The sequence below is a fragment of the Wenyingzhuangia heitensis genome, assembly GCF_011762155.1.
Classification (GTDB): Bacteria; Bacteroidota; Bacteroidia; order Flavobacteriales; family Flavobacteriaceae; genus Wenyingzhuangia; species Wenyingzhuangia heitensis.
Genome location: NZ_JAASQL010000003.1, coordinates 176891 through 195271, shown reverse-complemented (window position 1 = coordinate 195271; position 18381 = coordinate 176891). Strand labels below are relative to the sequence as shown.

Annotated in this window: 15 protein-coding genes; 12 read left to right on the top strand and 3 right to left on the bottom strand. The window is 33.6% G+C overall.

All coding sequences use genetic code 11. From position 1 onward, the window contains the following. Positions 1-168: 168 nt before the first annotated feature. Positions 169-1704 (top strand): alpha-L-fucosidase, encoded by a 1536-nt coding sequence (locus FHR24_RS11765; protein ID WP_167188887.1) that lies wholly within the window; start codon positions 169-171, stop codon positions 1702-1704. Positions 1705-1759: 55 nt separating this feature from the next. On the opposite strand, the gene FHR24_RS11760 is transcribed toward FHR24_RS11765, so the two are convergent. After that, positions 1760-2785 carry a LacI family DNA-binding transcriptional regulator gene (locus FHR24_RS11760; protein ID WP_167189122.1) on the bottom strand — a complete coding sequence of 342 codons (1026 nt, stop codon included), beginning with the start codon at positions 2783-2785 and terminating at the stop codon, positions 1760-1762. A gap of 181 nt (positions 2786-2966) precedes the next feature. Here FHR24_RS11760 and FHR24_RS11755 point away from each other — a divergent pair, with 181 nt between their 5' ends. The 11 genes from FHR24_RS11755 (at position 2967) to FHR24_RS11705 (ending at position 15374) form a co-directional block, all read left to right on the top strand. Beyond that, positions 2967-3977 (top strand): zinc-binding alcohol dehydrogenase family protein, encoded by a 1011-nt coding sequence (locus FHR24_RS11755; protein ID WP_167188884.1) that lies wholly within the window; start codon positions 2967-2969, stop codon positions 3975-3977. A 31-nt stretch (positions 3978-4008) separates the two neighbouring features. Next, on the top strand, positions 4009-5043 hold the full coding sequence (locus tag FHR24_RS11750) for a sugar kinase (protein ID WP_167188881.1): 1035 nt from the start codon (positions 4009-4011) through the stop codon (positions 5041-5043). 62 nt (positions 5044-5105) lie between these two features. Continuing rightward, positions 5106-5774, top strand: a complete 669-nt coding sequence (locus FHR24_RS11745; RefSeq protein WP_167188878.1) for a bifunctional 4-hydroxy-2-oxoglutarate aldolase/2-dehydro-3-deoxy-phosphogluconate aldolase — start codon at positions 5106-5108, stop codon at positions 5772-5774. A gap of 4 nt (positions 5775-5778) precedes the next feature. After that, on the top strand, positions 5779-7431 hold the full coding sequence (locus FHR24_RS11740) for a UxaA family hydrolase (RefSeq protein ID WP_167188875.1): 1653 nt from the start codon (positions 5779-5781) through the stop codon (positions 7429-7431). Between the two features lie 117 nt (positions 7432-7548). Then, positions 7549-8988 (top strand): tagaturonate reductase, encoded by a 1440-nt coding sequence (locus tag FHR24_RS11735; RefSeq protein ID WP_167188872.1) that lies wholly within the window; start codon positions 7549-7551, stop codon positions 8986-8988. Positions 8989-9058: 70 nt separating this feature from the next. Then, a complete protein-coding gene (locus tag FHR24_RS11730; protein WP_167188869.1) occupies positions 9059-9886 on the top strand; it encodes an amidohydrolase family protein in 828 nt (275 codons plus the stop codon). 10 nt (positions 9887-9896) lie between these two features. Next, positions 9897-10688, top strand: a complete 792-nt coding sequence (locus FHR24_RS11725) for an SDR family oxidoreductase (protein ID WP_167188866.1) — start codon at positions 9897-9899, stop codon at positions 10686-10688. Positions 10689-10785: 97 nt separating this feature from the next. Continuing rightward, a complete protein-coding gene (gene fucP, locus FHR24_RS11720) occupies positions 10786-12123 on the top strand; it encodes an L-fucose:H+ symporter permease (RefSeq protein ID WP_167188863.1) in 1338 nt (445 codons plus the stop codon). 5 nt (positions 12124-12128) lie between these two features. Further along, a complete protein-coding gene (locus FHR24_RS11715) occupies positions 12129-12470 on the top strand; it encodes an L-rhamnose mutarotase (protein ID WP_167188860.1) in 342 nt (113 codons plus the stop codon). A gap of 201 nt (positions 12471-12671) precedes the next feature. Next, positions 12672-13856, top strand: coding sequence for a LamG domain-containing protein (locus FHR24_RS11710; protein ID WP_167188856.1), 1185 nt, complete (start codon positions 12672-12674; stop codon positions 13854-13856). A gap of 378 nt (positions 13857-14234) precedes the next feature. Further along, positions 14235-15374, top strand: coding sequence for a LamG domain-containing protein (locus tag FHR24_RS11705; protein WP_167188853.1), 1140 nt, complete (start codon positions 14235-14237; stop codon positions 15372-15374). Positions 15375-15464: 90 nt separating this feature from the next. Here FHR24_RS11705 and FHR24_RS11700 read toward each other — a convergent pair whose 3' ends face one another. Continuing rightward, positions 15465-16667, bottom strand: a complete 1203-nt coding sequence (locus tag FHR24_RS11700) for a hypothetical protein (protein ID WP_167188850.1) — start codon at positions 16665-16667, stop codon at positions 15465-15467. 83 nt (positions 16668-16750) lie between these two features. Beyond that, complete coding sequence (locus FHR24_RS11695; protein WP_167188847.1) at positions 16751-18370, bottom strand: hypothetical protein; 1620 nt, start codon at positions 18368-18370, stop codon at positions 16751-16753. Between the last annotated feature and the right edge of the window lie 11 nt (positions 18371-18381).

The window sequence follows — 18381 nt, the reverse complement described above, 5'->3', positions numbered from 1 at the left end:
AATAGATTTCTATAGACAATAAACTTATGGTTAAGTCTAGCTTTGTACAATAGTTAATCATATGTTTTAGTTATTAATTCCTATGTGTCTTTCAAAAGACTAGTAAATAGTCATTTTTGTATTAGTTTGTTGGAGATGTCCAATTTTTATTATTAAATAATTTATAGAATGTTTAAGAAATTAATTTTAGCCTTAGTTGCAGGAGCTTTTTTGCTAGTAGCTTGTAAAGGATCTGTTCAGAAGAAAGAGGAAACCAAAAAGGTTTTTGAACCTAATTGGGAATCTATTAAAAAGAATTACAAAGATCCGGCTTGGTTTAACAAGCAAAAATTCGGAATCTTTATTCACTGGGGAGCATATTCTGTACCAGCATTTGCATCAGAATGGTATCCAAGAAATATGTATATGGATACAGCTACGTTTACAGCGCAGTTAAAACATCAAAAAGATGGACCACATTCAGCTTATACACATCACGTAAAAACATATGGAGATCCTAAAGAATTTGGATACAAAGATTTTATTCCAATGTTTAAAGCAGAAAAGTTTGATCCTAAAGAGTGGATAACTTTATTTAAGCAAGCAGGAGCTAAATATGTAGTACCTGTAGCAGATCATCATGATGGTTTTGCTATGTATAAATCAAATACAACTCGTTGGAACTCTGTAGACATGGGGCCAAAAAGAGATGTGTTAGGAGAGTTAATGAAAGAAGGTAGAGCACAAGGATTAATTATGGGAGCATCTTCTCATTTTGCATTTAACTGGTCGTTCTATAATAAAAAAGATCATTTTGATACTACAGATCCTGCCTATGCAGATTTATATTCTTCAAAAGGAAAAGATTTAAGAGAGCCTGTTTCAGAAGCGTTTAAAGCAAGATGGTGGGAAAGAACTAAGGATTTAATTGACAATTATCAGCCAGATATTTTATGGTTCGATTTTATGTTGGATACTCCAGAGTTTAGAGAATATCGTCCAAAATTAGCGGCATATTACTACAACAAAGGAATTGAGTGGAATAAAGAAGTGGTTTTACAAGATAAAAACTTTTACGAAGAGGCTTTTCCTGAAGGAACTGTAGTTTACGATTTAGAAAGAGGAAAGTTAGCTGATATTAGAAAGTTGCCTTGGCAAACAGATACGTCTATTGGTAAAAACTCTTGGAGTCACGTGTCTAATTGGAAATCTAAAACAACAAATGATTTGTTAGATAACTTAATAGATATTGTTTCTAAAAACGGAAACTTATTATTAAATGTTGGGCCTAAAGCGGATGGAACTATTCCAGATGATCAAGCAAAGATTTTATTACAAATGGGAGATTGGTTAGCAGCTAATGGTGATGCAATTTACAATACGACCTATTGGAGAACTTTTGGAGAAGGACCAACAGAGGTTAAAAAAGGACACCATTCAGAAGGAAAGAATAAAGATTTTACAGGACAAGATATTCGTTTTACACAAAGCGAAGATGGAACTAAGTTGTATGCTATTTTAATGGAATGGCCAACAACAGGAAGTGTAAATATTCACTCTTTAGGATTGGATAATGAATATTCAAAAGACATTACGGTAAGCTCTATTAAAATGTTAAGTACTGGTAATACTTTACAGTGGAAGCAAAACAACGATGGTTTATCGGTAGAATTACCGAAAGAAAAGCCAGGTGATTATGCTTACGTATTAGAATTAAGCTTGTAATAGATTAATTTTTGGTTTGGTAAAAAAGGTTTTGTCTAGCGACAAAACCTTTTTTTTATTTCTTTTTTTTAGAAGACTCTCTCACAATTAATTCAGCATCCAAAATAATCTTATTCAGTTTTGGTTTCCAATTTTTGTCTTTAATACGTAATAAAAATTGTTGAGCAACCAGTTTTCCTATTTTATTATTGTGTTGATATACGGTGCTTATTGCTGGAGAAATCAAGGAGGTAAAAGGTTCATCACTAAAGCCAACCAAAGCTACATCTTGGGGAACTCTAATTCCGTTTTCTTGTAACACTTGTAAAGCTCCTAGCGCAGCATAATCACCAGAGGCATAAATAGCATCGGGTAATTTGGGTAATTCTAAAAGTTGTTTGGTTTTTGCTCTACCGTCTTTAAGTGTCAGATTACTTTCTAAGAGTAAACTATCAACTATTGGTATGTTGTGTTTTAGTAAAGCATCAATATAACCTCTAATTCGGTTTTTGTAAATGCGAGTGTGACTATAACCTGCTATGTGTGCAATTCTTTTACAACCTTGAGCTACCAAATGGTCTACAACAATATGACTACTTTGGTAATCATCAATACCTATATAATCTACTCCTATATCATTTTCACCCCTATCGTATAATATCAGAGGAATGCCTTTCTCTTTAATTCTTTCGTAATGATCAAAAATAATGGTTTCGTTAGCTAATGAAGCAATTATTCCATCCACTTGAGTTTGTAACAAAGCTTCTATATTTCTACATTCCTTATCATAGGATTCATTAGACTGCGTAATAATTACATTGTAACCTTCTTTATTCAATTCTTCTTCTATACTTTCTACCACAGATGAGAAAAAATAACTATTGGTTCTAGGAACTACAATTCCTACCAAATTACTTCTTCCACTTCTTAATGCAGAAGCCAATTGATTGGGTTGATAATTTAGTTCTAGGGCTACTTTTTTAACCGCTTTTTTTGTTTTATCACTAATCCTAGGATGGTTGTGTAAAGCTCTTGAAACAGCTGAAGGTGTGATTTTTAAAACATTAGCAATATCTTTTATTGTGGTTTTCTTTTGCATCATTAAAATATTACTATATTTGTTCAATCGTTTGTGCAAATGTAAATATTCTAATTGTTTTTTCAACATATAGAATATTTAATATGCTAAAATTATAGGATTAATAATTGATTTATTTCGGTTGTTAATTTTTTTAAGCCTTTTGTTCAAACGTTTGAACAACGAATTTAAATTTAAAAGTAAGATGAAATACATAGTTTGTGAAGAGCCAGGAAAGTTTTTATTAAAGGAAAAAGAAGCTCCTGTTCGTAAAGAAAATGAAGCATTACTTAGAGTTAAAAAAGTAGGAATTTGTGGAACAGATTTACATGCTTATTCAGGAAATCAAGCATTTTTTACCTATCCAAGAATTTTAGGGCACGAATTAGCTTCTGAAATTGTTGAAATTGGAGAGAATGAAAGAGGGTTAAAAGCAGGAGACAACGTGGTTGTAATGCCTTATGTAAGCTGTGGGAAATGTATAGCTTGTAGAAATGGAAAAACAAACTGTTGTACAAATATTAGTGTATTAGGTGTGCATTCTGATGGAGGTATGCAAGAATACATTACAGTTCGTCAAGATTTATTATTGCCTGCAAACGAATTGTCTGATGATCAAATGGCCATTGTTGAGCCGTTAGCAATTGGAGCACATGCCATCCGTAGAGCAAACGTACAAAAAGGAGAAACAGTTGTAGTAGTAGGTTGTGGACCTATTGGAATTGGAATGGTTAAGTTGGCTCAAATTGCTGGAGCAACTGTAATTGTTTTAGATGTAAACGATGATCGTTTAAAATACACAAAAGAAGAAATAGGAGCTGATTATGTAATTAATGTAAGCAACAATCCTGTAGAAAAAATTGCAGAAATTACGAATGGAGATATGGCAACTGCTGTATTTGATGCTACTGGATTTAAAGGAGCACTAGAAGTAGGACCAGATTATATGGCTCATGGAGGTCGTTATGTGTTGGTAGGGTTGTCTAAAGGAGATTTAACATTTGCACATCCAAAAATTCACGCAAAAGAAACTACTATTATGTGTAGTAGAAATGCAACTACCGAAGATTTTGAACACGTAATTAGTGTGTTAGATCAATTTCCTACAAGTTCATTTATTACACACAATGTTCCTTTTACAGAAATGATTGAAAATTTTGATAGTTGGACAAAACCAGCTACAGGAGTAATTAAAGCAACAGTAGATTTTATTTAAGAAACTGTAATCGAACCCAAAAACAACAATCATGTTTTCAAAAAAACATAAAATCATCACTTTTGGTGAAATATTAGGAAGGTTGTCACCTCCTAATCACCTTAGGTTTAGTCAAGCCAATTCTTTAGAAGTAATTTATGGTGGAGGAGAGTTTAACGTAGCTGCTTCTTTGGCAAATTACGGAATTAGAGCTCAATTTATCTCTGCCGTTCCAGACAATGCTATTGGAGATTGCGTAATACAAAGTGTAAGAGGTAGAAACGTTGGAGCTAAATACATTTTAAGACAAGGAAAAAGATTAGGATTGTATTTCTTAGAACATGGAGCCTCTGGTAGAAACAGTGCCGTAGTTTATGATAGAGAAAATTCAGCCATGTCTGAAGTTGCTCCTGGACAATTTGATTGGGATACCATTTTTTCTGGAGCTACTGGTTTCCATTGGAGTGGTATTACTCCAGCCTTATCACAATCTGCTGCCGATACTTGTTTAGAGGCTGTTAAAGCTGCTTCGGAAAGAGGTCTGACTATTTCTACAGACTTAAATTACAGAAGTAAATTATGGAAATACGGAAAACAACCTAAAGATGTAATGCCTGCCTTGTTAAAATATAGTAACATTATTTTGGCAGATGTAGATACGGCAATGTTTATGCTTGGTAAGGCAAAAATAAATCCAGATTACAGTAAAGAAGATGAGGTAAAAGCACAGTTTGATAAAATTATGGAGTTGTTGCCAAATGTTCATACTATAGGAATGACATTTAGAAATTCTGTAAATGCATCACACCAAAGAATTGGAGGTTTGTTATACAAAAACAAGCAACTGTACAGAGCAAGAATTAACGAAATATCCCCAGTGGTAGATAGAGTAGGAACAGGAGATGCTTTTATGGGAGGTTTGTTGTATGGTTTAATAGCTTACAAAGAAGATTTACAAAAAGCAGTAGCATTTGCAACATCAGCTTGTGTAATTAAGCACACTATTTTTGGAGACGTAAACAGAGCATCCAAACAAGAAGTAATAGACTTTATGGAAAGTGATGGATCTGCATTAGTAGATAGGTAGGCTGTTTTTACCAACGGACTTAATAAACAACAAGATTAAATAAATCAACAAAAAATAAAAAAATGGCACAGTTTTCAAGAATTGAAGTTGCTCAAGTGATGAAAGAAACAGGAATGGTTCCTTTGTTTTATCACCCAGATATTGAATTAGGAAAAAAAGTATTAAAAGCTTGTTACGATGGTGGAGCTCGTTTGTTAGAATTTACCGCTAGAGGAGATTTTGCTCACGAGGTTTTTGCAGCATTAACAAAATATGCTGTGGCAGAATTGCCAGGAATGATTATGGGAGTAGGGTCAATTACAGATGCTGCTGCTGCTTCATTATACATGTCTTTAGGAGCTAACTTTATTGTGACTCCAGTTTTTAGAGAAGATATTGCAATTGCTTGTAATAGACGTAAAGTAGCTTGGAATCCAGGATGTGGAACGTTAACAGAAATTGCTAGAGCTGAGGAATTAGGATGTGAAATCGTAAAATTATTCCCAGGAAACTTATACGGGCCTAATTTTGTAAAAGGAATTGTAGGACCTCAACCATGGACATCTATTATGCCAACAGGTGGTGTTACTACAGAAGAAGATAACTTAAGAGGTTGGTTTGATGCTGGTGTTGTTTGTGTTGGGATGGGATCTCAATTAATTAGCAAGCAAATTTTAGCAGATAAAGATTACAACGGATTAGAGAATAAAGTAGCAGATGCTTTAGCTACAATTAAAAAAATAAGAGGATAAGACTATGTCAAATCAATATGCACAAATAGATCCTAAAGACAATATTATTGTTGCAATTCAAGGATTAAAAGAAGGAATGGAAGTGTCGGTTGCGGGTAAACAACTGATATTAAAAGAAGACATTAAACAAAAACATAAATTTTCTTTACAGGACTTTGCTGTAGGTGATGAAATCTACATGTATGGAGTTTTGGTGGGTAAAGCTGTACAACCGATTGCACAAGGTTGTGCTATTACCATCGAAAACGTAAAACATGCTTCTGCAGAGTACAAAGAGAGCAAAGAAAAATACGAGTGGACAGCACCCGATGTTTCAAATTTTAAAGGAAGAACTTTTAATGGGTTTTACCGTAAAGACGGAAAAGTAGGTACAGGAAACTATTGGTTGGTAATTCCATTAACTTTTTGTGAGAACAGAAACGTTGATGTTTTAGAAGGAGCACTTTCTGAAAAATTAGGATACGAAACTAAAAAAGATTTTGCAGTAGACACAGATGCTTTAATTGCACAATACAAAGCAGGAGCTTCTTCTGATGAAATTTTTAACACTCCAATTATCACTACTAAAGAAGAAATGTCTAAAAACAGGACTTTCCCTAATGTAGATGGAATTAAGTTTTTAAAACATGATGGTGGTTGTGGTGGTATCCGTCAAGATTCTGAAACTTTATGTAAATTGTTAGCAGGGTACATTACAAACCCTAACGTAGCAGGAGCAACGGTGTTTAGTTTAGGATGTCAAAACGCACAAATAGAAATGTTACAAGGTGCAATTAATGCAATTGCTCCTAATAACGATAAGCCCGTTCATTACTTAGAGCAACAACAAAGTTCTAGCGAACGTTCTTTAATAGAAGAAGCGGTTAAGCATACATTTATTGGATTGACTGAAGCTAATAAATTAGAACGTGGACCTGCACCATTGAGTAAGTTAGTTTTAGGGTTAGAATGTGGTGGATCTGATGGTTTTTCTGGTATTTCTGCAAATCCTGCTTTAGGATATGCTTCTGATTTATTAGTTGCTTTAGGAGGTTCTCCAGTATTGTCTGAATTCCCAGAATTAAACGGAGTAGAGCAAGAGATCATCAATAGATGTGAAACTGAAAAAGATTCTAAGAAATTTTACGATTTAATGAGAGCTTATTCTGCAGCTGCTGTAGCAGTAGGTTCAGGATTTGAAAACAATCCTTCTCCAGGGAACATTAAAGATGGTCTAATTACCGATGCTATGAAATCTGCAGGAGCTGCTAAAAAAGGAGGAACATCTCCGGTAGTAGAAGTGTTAGATTATACAGAGCAAGTAACAAAACCAGGTTTAAACTTATTGTGTACTCCTGGTAACGATGTAGAATCTACTACAGGTTTGGTAGGTTCTGGATGTAATATTGTAGTGTTTACAACAGGATTAGGAACACCAACAGGAAACCCTGTGGCACCGGTATTAAAGATTTCCAGTAACACCAACTTGTATGAAAGAATGAACGATATCATCGACATTAATACAGGAACTGTAATTACAGGAGAGGATACGATTCAAACAATGGGAGAAAAGATTTTAGATCATGTAATTAGAGTGGCAAGTGGAGAGACTGCATCTAAGGCTGTTTTACATGGTAATAATGATTTTATTCCTTGGAAAAGAGGAGTGTCTCTATAATAATATCAAGTACAGAGTATTCAGTATAAAGTAATACTCTGTACCTTTTTTAAATAAAATTTTAAGTAGTTCAGTCTATGTACTAGCTACTTTGTATTAATTACTAAAATAAAAAAAATGAATTCATTAAATAGAAGTACAGCAACGACTGTAAAAACATATACTGAAAGAATTATTCAATTTGGAGAAGGAAACTTCTTGAGAGCTTTTGCTAACTGGATGATTCATGAAATGAACAAAAATGCAAACTTTGATGCTGGAGTTGTTGCTGTTCAGCCAATCGATCAGGGTTTAATTAAAATGTTAAACGATCAAGATGGATTGTATACATTATATTTAAACGGAATTAAGAATGGAGAAGCAATTAGCGAGCACCAAATTGTAGACTGTATCCAAAGAGGAATTGATCCTTACGCAAATCCTGCAGATTATTTAGCGGTAGCTGAAAATCCAGATTTACGTTTTATGATTTCTAATACAACAGAAGCTGGTATTGCTTACAATGCTGATGATAAGTTAGACGATGCACCTCAATCTAGTTTTCCGGGAAAGTTAACAGCTTTATTGTTTAAGAGATTTCAAACTTTTAACGGAGCTTCTGACAAAGGTTTAATTTTAATTCCTTGTGAGTTAATTGACAAAAACGGAGATAACTTAAAGAAAATTATTTTACAATACGCTGCAGACTGGAACTTAGGGGAAGAGTTTGTTGCTTGGATTAATAATGATAATATTTTCTGTAATTCTTTAGTAGATAGAATTGTACCAGGATATCCAAGAGATAAAATGGATGCAATTACTAAAGAATTAGGATACAAAGACAACTTAGTTGTAGAAGGAGAGCAATTCCACTTATGGGTAATTGAAGGACCTGCATCTGTAAAAAATGAAATTCCTGCCGAAGCATGTGGATTAAATATTGTGTTTACAGACAATATGGAGCCATACAGAACTCGTAAAGTAAGAATTTTAAACGGAGCACACACAACTTTAGTTCCTGTAGGTTACTTATATGGAATAGATAAAGTACGTGAATCTTTAGAAGATGAGGTGGTTGGAACTTACTTAAAGAACACGATTGTTAATGAAATCTGTCCTACGTTAGATTTACCAGATGCTGAATTGAAACAATTTTCTAACGATGTATTAGATCGTTTTAGAAACCCATACTTAGAGCATGCGTTAATGAGCATTTCTTTAAACTCTACCTCTAAATTTAAAACAAGAGTTTTACCATCAGTTTTAGAATACATTAAGAGAAAGAATGAGTTACCACAAGGATTGTTATTCTCTTTAGCTTCTTTAATTGCATTCTACAAAGGAGATAGAAATGGTGAAGAAATTGCATTAAAAGATGACCAATCAGCTTTAGACTTCTTTAAAGCCCAATGGGCAACAGGAAACGTTCCTGCTATTGTAAAAGCTACTTTATCTAATACAGATTTCTGGGGAACAGATTTAACAGCTTTAGAAGGAGTAGAAGCAGCAGTAACTTCTCACCTAGAAGGGATTGTAGCAAACGGAGTAAAAGCTAGTTTAGATGCTTTTGTAAAATAATATTTAAAAAGTCTTTACAGGTACTATACCTGTAAAGACTTTTTTGTTTACAATAATAAAGAAGTTATATATGGTAATAGATTCACATCAACATTTTTGGAATTACGAACCTGTAAAACACGAATGGATAGACGATGAAATGGCTGTGATTCGTAGAGATTTTACACCAGAAGATTTACAAAAAGTATATTCAGAAAACGATATTGACGGTTGTGTAGTAGTACAGGCTGACCAAACGTTAGAAGAAACTAACTTTTTAATAGACCTAGCTTCTAAAAATAACTTTATCAAAGGAGTTGTTGGTTGGGTAGATTTTAGAGGAGATAATATTGATGATGTGTTAGAACATTACAGCCAATTTGATGTGTTAAAAGGATTTCGTCACGTAGTACAAGGTGAGGCTGATCATAATTTCTTACTAAGAGATAACTTTTTGAAAGGGATTTCTAAGTTAGAAAAATACGATTTTGTATATGATATCTTAGTATTTCCACATCAATTAGGTACTGTTTTAGAGTTTGTTAAAAAATTTCCAAACATAAAATTTGTAATCGACCATATCGCAAAACCATACATAAAAGATGGTTTTTATGATGGATGGGCTGTGTTGATGGCAGAGATTGCAAAACACCCAAATGTGTATTGCAAAATATCTGGAATGGTAACAGAAGCAGATTACAAGACATGGACTCCAGAGCAATTAGAACCTTATTTACAATTAGTGTTAGACAGTTTTGGAACCGATAGAATTATGTTTGGTTCTGACTGGCCAGTTTGTTTGGTAGCCGGAAATTATACAGAAATAAAAGAGACAATTACAAATTTTATAGCAAAATTAAGTTTGCCAGAGCAAAGTGCTATTATGGGAGAAAATGCTATTAAATTTTATAATTTATAAAAAAATTAAGATGGACTTAAAATTAAAAGGAAAGGTAGTTGTTGTTACAGGAGCTGCCGGAATTAAAGGAAGTATAGGAGAAACAATTGTACAGCATTTAGCAGCAGAAGGAGCTATTCCTGTATTAGTTGACAGAAACGATAGAGGTTTTGAATATGCAGAAGAATTACAAGCAAAAGGTATTGATGCACTTTTTGTAAAAACAGATTTGTCTGATTATACTCAAATAGAGGCATCTGCAAAAGTGATAGAGAAAAAGTATGGAAAAATAGATGCTTTAATCAATAACGTAGGTGTAAATGATGGTGCGGGATTAGATGCTTCTATGGAAGATTTTATGACCTCTATAAACTTAAACATGGTTAGTTTTTTTGCCATGACAAAATATTGTTTACCAATGCTTAAAAAAGCAAAAGGGAATATTTTAAACATAGGGTCTAAAGTTGCTTTAACAGGACAAGGAGGAACCTCTGGTTATGCGGCAGCAAAAGGAGGGGTTTTTGGTTTAACTCGTGAATGGGCTGTAGATTTAATTAAATTCGGAATTCGTTCTAATGCAATTGTTATTGCAGAAAGCTGGACTCCTGCTTATCAAGCATGGATTGATACATTAGAAAATGGAGAAGAAAAGTTAAAATCTATCGTTAAAAAAATTCCTTTAGAAAACAGAATGACAATGCCTGCAGAAATTGCAGACCAATGTTTGTTTACTATTTCTGAAAAATCATCACACACAACAGGACAATTTATTACTGTAGACGGTGGTTATGTAAACTTAGACAGGTCTTTATTGACAGAATAAAACATTTGTGATAGATAAATGAAACTTTTGTGTTGCTAATTTTGATTGATTTTAACTTAATTAGCAACACTTTATTTTTAAACTAATTTAAAAAATTATGAATCAAACTATAAAAAAGCCTGTAGTTAGTAAACAACTACTTTTTCCGTTTATAATCATTACATCGTTATTTGCGTTGTGGGGAATTGCTAACGATTTAACAAATCCAATGGTATCTGCATTTAAAAAAGTAATGCCAGAGTTATCTAACATGCAAGCATCCTTAGTACAATTTGCGTTTTACTTTGGATATTTCTTTATGGCTTTACCAGCAGCTTTGTTTATTAGAAAATTTAGTTACAAATCTGGAATTATTTTAGGATTGTGTTTGTATGCAATAGGAGCCTTTTTGTTTTATCCAGCAGCGGCTTTTCAAGAATTTAATTATTTTTTAGTGTCTCTATGGGTAATTACTTGTGGTTTGGCATTTTTAGAAACCACTTCTAATCCGTTAATTTTAGCGTTAGGAGATAAAGAAACGGCAACACAACGTTTAAATTTAGCACAAGCTTTTAACCCAATAGGTTCTTTAATGGGAATGATTGTGGCTCAGCAATTTGTAATTTCTGCTTTAAGATCTGATGATAAAAATGAAGCCGGAGAGTTGGTGTATGATACTTTATCGGAAACAGCAAAAGCAGCAGTAAGAGAAAATGATTTAGGAGTGATTAGTGTCCCTTATATTTTATTAGGATTGGTTGTTTTGGCAATTATGGTGATTATTATTTTTACCAAAATCCCTTCTACTTCAGAAGAAGACAAAATGGGCTTGTCAGAATCGTTTAAAAAATTATTTGCTAATAGCAACTACAAACAAGGAGTTGTTGCGCAAGCATTTTATGTGGGAGCACAAATTATGTGTTGGACTTATATTTTTCAATATGTAGACAATATAAATGAAGGTTTGCCAGAAAGTGAAGCTTTAACAGCAACTTGGTTTAATGTAGCTGCCATGATTATTTTCTTATCAGGTAGATGGATTGGAACAGGGTTGATGAAAACGATGAATCCATCAAGAGTATTAATGATGTTTGGTATTGGTGGAGTTATTTTTACAGCCGGAGCAATTGTATTACCAGGAACTATAGGATTATATTCTTTAGTATTGGTTTCTTTATTTATGTCTATTATGTTCCCTACTATTTATGGAATTGCTTTAAAAGATATGGGAGATGAAGCTAAAATTGGTTCTGCAGGATTGGTAATGGCCATTGTAGGTGGTGCTTTAATGCCAATTTTACAAGGAAGTATTTTAGACTGGGGAGGTCCTGGGTTTTCTGATGTGAAAATCTTAGGGTTTATTCCAGAAGTGAATTTTTCATTTATTTTACCATTAATCTGTTTGGCTGTTGTAGCTAGATATGGAATGGTTACTTATAAAAAATCTAAAAACTAATCAATATGAGTACAACAAGATATTGCTTGACTTGCGATTTAAAAGATGATCCTAAGTTAATAGCAGAATATAAAGAATATCATGCTCCAGGAAATGCTTGGCCAGAAATTACAGCAAGTATAAAAGATGCTGGAATTGTAGATATGCAAATTTACTTGTTTGGAAATAGAATGTTTATGATTATGGAATGTGATGAAACATTTGATCCAAACAAAAAAGCCGAAATGGATGCCAACAATCCTAAAGTGCAAGAGTGGGAAGAGTTGATGTGGAAATATCAGCAAGGCTTACCTTGGGCAAAGAATGGTGAAAAATGGATTGAAATGGAAAAAGTATTTCAATTGTAATTTTCAATAAAATAAATATAAAAACCGATGCTTTTGCATCGGTTTTTTGTTATGTGTGAATTTGTGTAGGGTTAGATTACTTGTATTAAGTGTTTAGATTGCGTTCTGTTGTTGTTGTCTAGGGTAAGTCTAGGATGATGTTGATTTTTTAAAAGTGTTGGGTACTTAAATTTACATCAAATATTAATTATAAAGAATAACATGAAATTAATTAGATTGGTTTTAACCTTAGCTGTTTATTTTACGCTTTTAAGCTGTAGTACTAATACAAAAGAAATTGTAGTAAGTCCTGATCCTGTAGATTCTGTAAAGGAGGATACAGAAGAAACCGAAGAAGAGGAAGATGATGATGAGTCTGGGAATGAAGAACAAACTTATGAACCTGCAGAAGGAAAACCAAGTGCAGCTTTGTCTAGCTGTAGCCCAGAAAATGATATTTTATATGATGCCCCAGTAAATAACAATATTCATGAAGTAAATTTGAGTGAGTTTGATATGGGAGACTGGCAATTGGTAGATGAGTTGTCTGATGAATTTGATTATGCAGCAGGTAAAACGGCTTCTGTATTTTTATCTAAATGGAAGTTTGGTTTTGTTAACAATTATACAGGACCTGCCCCAACACAATGGTCTGGAGATCAAATTACTTTTGAGACCTTAGAAGGTGCTAACAGAGCAATTGTATTAACTCCATCTGAGACTGGTACAGGAGCGAATAGAACTTTAAAATGTGGGATGATTAGTTCTAAAGCAAAGAGTAGTTATCCTATTTTTCAAGAAGCAAAAGTTAAAATTAGCAATTCTCAATTAGCCAATGCTGTTTGGATGTTGAGTGGAGAATCTGGTACCACAGAAGAGATAGATAATTTAGAAGCCTATGGACCAAGATTAAGACCCGACAACACACTGTGTGATTATCCTTATTATGCAGATCGTATACATTTAAGTCATCATACATTTAAGACCGTAGGAGGGCAAAGAATGGATTACCAGCCAAAAATTCAGACTTGGATGTCCAGAAAAAAAACAGAAGGAGACTGTAGCAGAGATAATGAAGTGGTTTGGAGTGAAGACTATCATTACTTTGGTGTAAAATGGGTAAATGAGCAAAGGTTAGAATATTTTGTAGATGGAAAAAGAGTAAAAGTAGTTACAGGATTACGTGTAAAGGATGGAATAGATCCAGAATCTTATACAGCATGTAATGGTTTAACAAGAGAAATGCATATGATTATTAGTCAAGCAGCCCAAGCTTGGAGATATGGAGGAGCTACTAATTTTTGGAATAGTTCTGACATTAAAACAGGACCTAATGCTAAAATGTATGTAGATTGGATTAGAGTCTATTCTCCAACAGGTACCGTAAATAATAGAAGTTGTAACTAACCTCTTTTATAGTTTAATTTTGTTATAAAAAGTCTTCTTTGCAAAAGAAGGCTTTTTTGTTTTTAAGGAGTTTTTTTTAAGATTATAGATTTTGTTTAGATGTTAATGTATATGTGTTTTTATTGTGTTATAATCATTTTTTTAACCTTGTATTGTTGATAATGTTTTCTGTGTGTGTTTATGTTGTTTTTTCCTCGGTATTGGGTTGTGTTTTTTTAAGATTTTGTAGCTGTCTGAATATGTATAGAATTATACCTTTTATTTCAGGTTTTTTTCAACAATCTAGCTAATACGTCTATGTGTAATCTAGACAGTATTTTATTCTTTTTATAAGGTAGAGACTATGTTTATTACTTATTAATTTAAAAAATATAAATTATGAGTTTTATGAGATTAACCAGTATGCTAGTCTGTTTATTATTGTTTAGTTGTGGAGAAGAAACCCAAGAAAACATTTCCAATTCTAACGAAGTTTCGGATGCTTCTTTAGAAGGTTTTGAAGATTTACCTGCTAAAGAGGGAGCTCCCGTTGCTACTTTATCTAGTTGTAGCCCTATAGACAATATTTTATTTGATGCACCTGTTAACAATACAATTCAAGCAGTTAACCGTAGTGTTTTTGGAATGGGGAATTGGCAATTGGTAGATGATTTGTCTGATGAGTTTGATTATCCTGGAGGGAAGTCTGCTCCAGTGTTTTCATCCAAATGGAAGTATGGATTTGTAAACAATTATACAGGGCCTTTACCTACTGCATGGACAGGAGATCAAATTACGTTTGAAACCCTAAGTGGTTCTAACCGTGCCGTGGTGTTAACAGCAGCAGACACAGGTTCTGGAGCTAGTAGAAGATTAAACTGTGGTATGATAACCTCTAATGCTAAGAGTAGTTATCCTATTTTTCAAGAGGCTAAAGTTAAAATTAGCAACTCGCAACTGGCAAATGCTATTTGGATGCTTAGTGGAGATGCAGGTACTACAGAAGAAATAGATAATTTAGAAACCTATGGGCCTAGAATAAGACCTAATAACACACAATGTGACTATCCTTATTATGGAGATCGTATACATTTAAGTCACCACACTTTTAAGACAGAAAATGGAGTTAGGTTAGATTACCAACCCCATGTAGAGACATGGATGTCTAGAAAACAATCAGCAGGAGATTGTAGTAGAGCTAATGATGTGGTTTGGAGTGAGGATTACCATTATTTTGGAGTAAAATGGGTAAACAACCAACGTTTGGATTATTTTATTGATGGAAAAAGAGTAAAGACCGTAAGCGGTTTAAGAGTTGAAGATGGTATAGATCCTGATTATTACACAAGCTGTGGGAATGGATTGACAAGAGAGATGCACATGATTATTAGTCAAGCTGCACAATCTTGGAGGTATGGAAGTACAGATAATTTTTGGAACAGTTCTGATATTAAATCTGGACCTAATACTAAAATGTATGTAGATTGGATTAGAGTTTATTCACCATCTGGAAATGTAAATGCAAGAAGCTGTAATTAATTAAATAGAATAGCTTTTTAGATTCAAAAAGTCCTAAATAACAGCAATGTTATTTAGGACTTTATTGTATGCTTAAAATAAGGTTACAATTTAGTTGTTAAACAAAACCTTAGTGGTAAATCTTTCTCCTTTTGCATTTAAAATAGATACTAAGTAAATTTTAGAGGTTTCAAAATTAAAATACAAACGGTTTCCTGTTTTTACTTTTTGTTGAACAATGGTTTTTCCCAAGACATCAAAAATAAATACCTCTGCATCTGATTTTTGTATGTGTATACCCTCTTTTGTGATAGCGATTTTCTCTAATAAAAGATTGTTGTTAGATAATGTTACGTTTTTAGCAAGCGTTACATCATCAATATAAAAAACAGCATTTTCTGTTTCACTAGTCAATCTTACATAAGCAGCATCATTTGTGGTAGCTGTTACAATAGGACTCGATATTTTTGTCCACGTATCTCCAACAGATGTATAAACATCGTCTCCTTTATTTTCAATTCCATTTAAAAATAAAGAAGCTTTTACGTTTACTGTTTCTCCTGTACTCGCTCTCACGTACACTGATCCTTGGTAGTTTTGACCTGTTTCTGCTAAGTGTTGATATCCAGTTTTGGCATTAAAAGTAGATCTCCCTCCAGAAGAAAATACATTGGTTAGTTCTACAGAATAAGCCCCGCTGTTGGCAAAATCACTACTTAGTGTAAATGGATTGATTTGATTTTTTGTGTAGGGATTAGTTAGTCCCAAAGCTTGTGTTTGGTGAAAAAAGTCAGTTTCAAAATCTCCATTAACGTTTAGTGGGTTGGCAGTAATGGTAAGTTCATCAAAAGACAAGGTTTTATTAGCACCACCTGGCAATGTAAAACTAACGGTCCATAGAGAAGTGTCTGCTTGTGTTCCAGAAGAAAATACGTTAGAAGATATTAGTTGCCATGTTCCTTGTGTAGCAGCCAGGTTTATTTGTGCACTTGTATACACATCTGCCCCGTTGTTTGCTACCGTCATTTTTACTTTTTGATTGGCAACAGTAGCTTTTATCCATAGGCTTACAACACAGTTAACATTGTTCGCTATAGTAAAAGTATCACTCGTTAATAAATTGGTCGCATTAGAACCTGCATCTGCAGTAAAAGACAATGCGTTGTTGGTTTGTCCACTTACATCTATACTTGTACTAGCGTTAGCGGCTGTCCAATTGGTAGTGGTTTCAAAAGAACTGTTACTAACAGCAATGTTTGTTTGCGAAAATAGGCATGTTGGTAATAACAATGCCATAAGTAATTTTGATTTCATCTTTAAAATATTTAAAAGTTAATAATCGATTGAAAAAAAAAGAATCCTCTCAAAAGAATACTAATGAGAGGATTTGGGGTGAATTATGGTCTAGGATTTACTGCTTTAATGGTAATGTTATCTAGGTATATTGATAAAGGTTGCACAGGACCAGCTATGTTATTACGAATTCTCATAATTAATTTAGCAGAAGTACTGTTAAAACTAGCAGTAACACTTCCGTACACCCAAGTATCTTTAGGAGTACTGTTGTTTAAAATTAATGATGGGAAACCTGGGTCTAAAGCACCAGAACCGTCATTGGTAAATGTTCTAATATTTACTTGACTTGGACCAAAATTGTGAGATGCTGGCACGTAAGCCCACAAACCAATTTCGTAAGTCTGACCATTTACAATAGGATATTCAATATCTACTCCAGAAGTTGTTGTGTTTACCAAGGCTGCTACACCACCTTGTAGTACGTTTAGTTTTAAAGAAGTACTTCCTGTTTTAGCTTGTTCTGTAGAATATTCATAACTGCTGTTTTCTGCAATACAAGGACCACAAAAAGTTGTGTTAGATCTCCAGTTCTCTATTCCCGTACCTGATTTTTCAAAATCAAAATCGTAGTCTGTGTCTACCAAAATATTATCTCCACCGCTAATAGCTTGTTGGTTGGTAAAACTTTCTAACAAGACTCCATCTGTGGTAGCAAAAGAACCTTTGGTATAACTAACTGTAGCAATGTCATCATCATAAACAGTTTCTCCGTTTAAAGTAAGGTCTACCAAAGTAGCATCACCAGATTGTACTGCTACATTCTGAATACTTGCAGGAATAGTTACGTTGCTTTTGTTTTTAAGAGTGATAGAAAAATCACCTGTGTTTACAGAAGAAGCTTCCATTTCTCTACTAAAAGCTAAGGTGATTTTACCATTCACAATAGAAGTGCTTTCTAAGGTTACAGGTTCTGTAGACCCAACAATGGTAATTAGGTTGGTAAATGCCAAGGCACCATTACCTACAGGGTTTAATCTAGAGGCTGTTAAAGACACATCGTAGTTTTTTACCTTGCTGTATTTTACATCAATAGAAGCTTTGTTGTTCTCTAAATCTATAATTTCACTTCCTTCAATCGCATTTGCATCTCCAGATTCTGCAACAATGGTTTCTGGTTGCCCAACTACATCAAAAGAATAACGCACGGTTTTACCTGCACTTACTTCATTTAAAGCATCGTTTTCAAGAGTTAAAAGTTTTTCTGTATTTCCATTGCTGTCCAATACGGCTGCTTCTAGGTTAGAAAGCTGAATTTGTTCCAATACTTCAAAAGTAAATATTTCTTCAAATTCCTTTTCACCAGAATTAACTTCGTCTTCTACTCCTACATAAGCATTTTCTTTAAATACCTGGCTTAGCGTTACGTTTTGCGTTCCAGTTTTTAAAAAACGAAAGTTTAAAACACTCGCTGTAGATTCAGTGTTATTATCTGCATCAATAATATCTGCAACACCTTCTTCAATAGTCCATTTTCTAGATTCAATTCCTGTAGAGATATCTCCTAAAGAAACTCTAGCACCAACCTCTGTTCTGTTTCCATTATTTTCAGAGGAGTTTAAAGTTAGTTTGTGACTAGGAATGGAGATGATGGAATCTTCTTTGCAGGCAAAAAAGATAAGAGTAAGGCTACATACGAGCCATTTTATATATTTTATGTTCATGATTGTTGTGT

Bases quoted from the DNA above. Each gene is read 5' to 3' on its own strand.
- FHR24_RS11745 (WP_167188878.1), top strand. From the start codon at position 5,106: ATGGCACAGTTTTCAAGAATTGAAGTTGCTCAAGTGATGAAAGAAACA.
- FHR24_RS11735 (WP_167188872.1), top strand. From the start codon at position 7,549: ATGAATTCATTAAATAGAAGTACAGCAACGACTGTAAAAACATATACT.
- FHR24_RS11715 (WP_167188860.1), top strand. From the start codon at position 12,129: ATGAGTACAACAAGATATTGCTTGACTTGCGATTTAAAAGATGATCCT.
- FHR24_RS11705 (WP_167188853.1), top strand. From the start codon at position 14,235: ATGAGTTTTATGAGATTAACCAGTATGCTAGTCTGTTTATTATTGTTT.
- FHR24_RS11730 (WP_167188869.1), top strand. From the start codon at position 9,059: ATGGTAATAGATTCACATCAACATTTTTGGAATTACGAACCTGTAAAA.
- fucP (WP_167188863.1), top strand. From the start codon at position 10,786: ATGAATCAAACTATAAAAAAGCCTGTAGTTAGTAAACAACTACTTTTT.
- FHR24_RS11695 (WP_167188847.1), bottom strand. From the start codon at position 18,370: ATGAACATAAAATATATAAAATGGCTCGTATGTAGCCTTACTCTTATC.
- FHR24_RS11760 (WP_167189122.1), bottom strand. From the start codon at position 2,785: ATGATGCAAAAGAAAACCACAATAAAAGATATTGCTAATGTTTTAAAA.
- FHR24_RS11740 (WP_167188875.1), top strand. From the start codon at position 5,779: ATGTCAAATCAATATGCACAAATAGATCCTAAAGACAATATTATTGTT.
- FHR24_RS11700 (WP_167188850.1), bottom strand. From the start codon at position 16,667: ATGAAATCAAAATTACTTATGGCATTGTTATTACCAACATGCCTATTT.
- FHR24_RS11725 (WP_167188866.1), top strand. From the start codon at position 9,897: ATGGACTTAAAATTAAAAGGAAAGGTAGTTGTTGTTACAGGAGCTGCC.
- FHR24_RS11710 (WP_167188856.1), top strand. From the start codon at position 12,672: ATGAAATTAATTAGATTGGTTTTAACCTTAGCTGTTTATTTTACGCTT.
- FHR24_RS11755 (WP_167188884.1), top strand. From the start codon at position 2,967: ATGAAATACATAGTTTGTGAAGAGCCAGGAAAGTTTTTATTAAAGGAA.
- FHR24_RS11750 (WP_167188881.1), top strand. From the start codon at position 4,009: ATGTTTTCAAAAAAACATAAAATCATCACTTTTGGTGAAATATTAGGA.
- FHR24_RS11765 (WP_167188887.1), top strand. From the start codon at position 169: ATGTTTAAGAAATTAATTTTAGCCTTAGTTGCAGGAGCTTTTTTGCTA.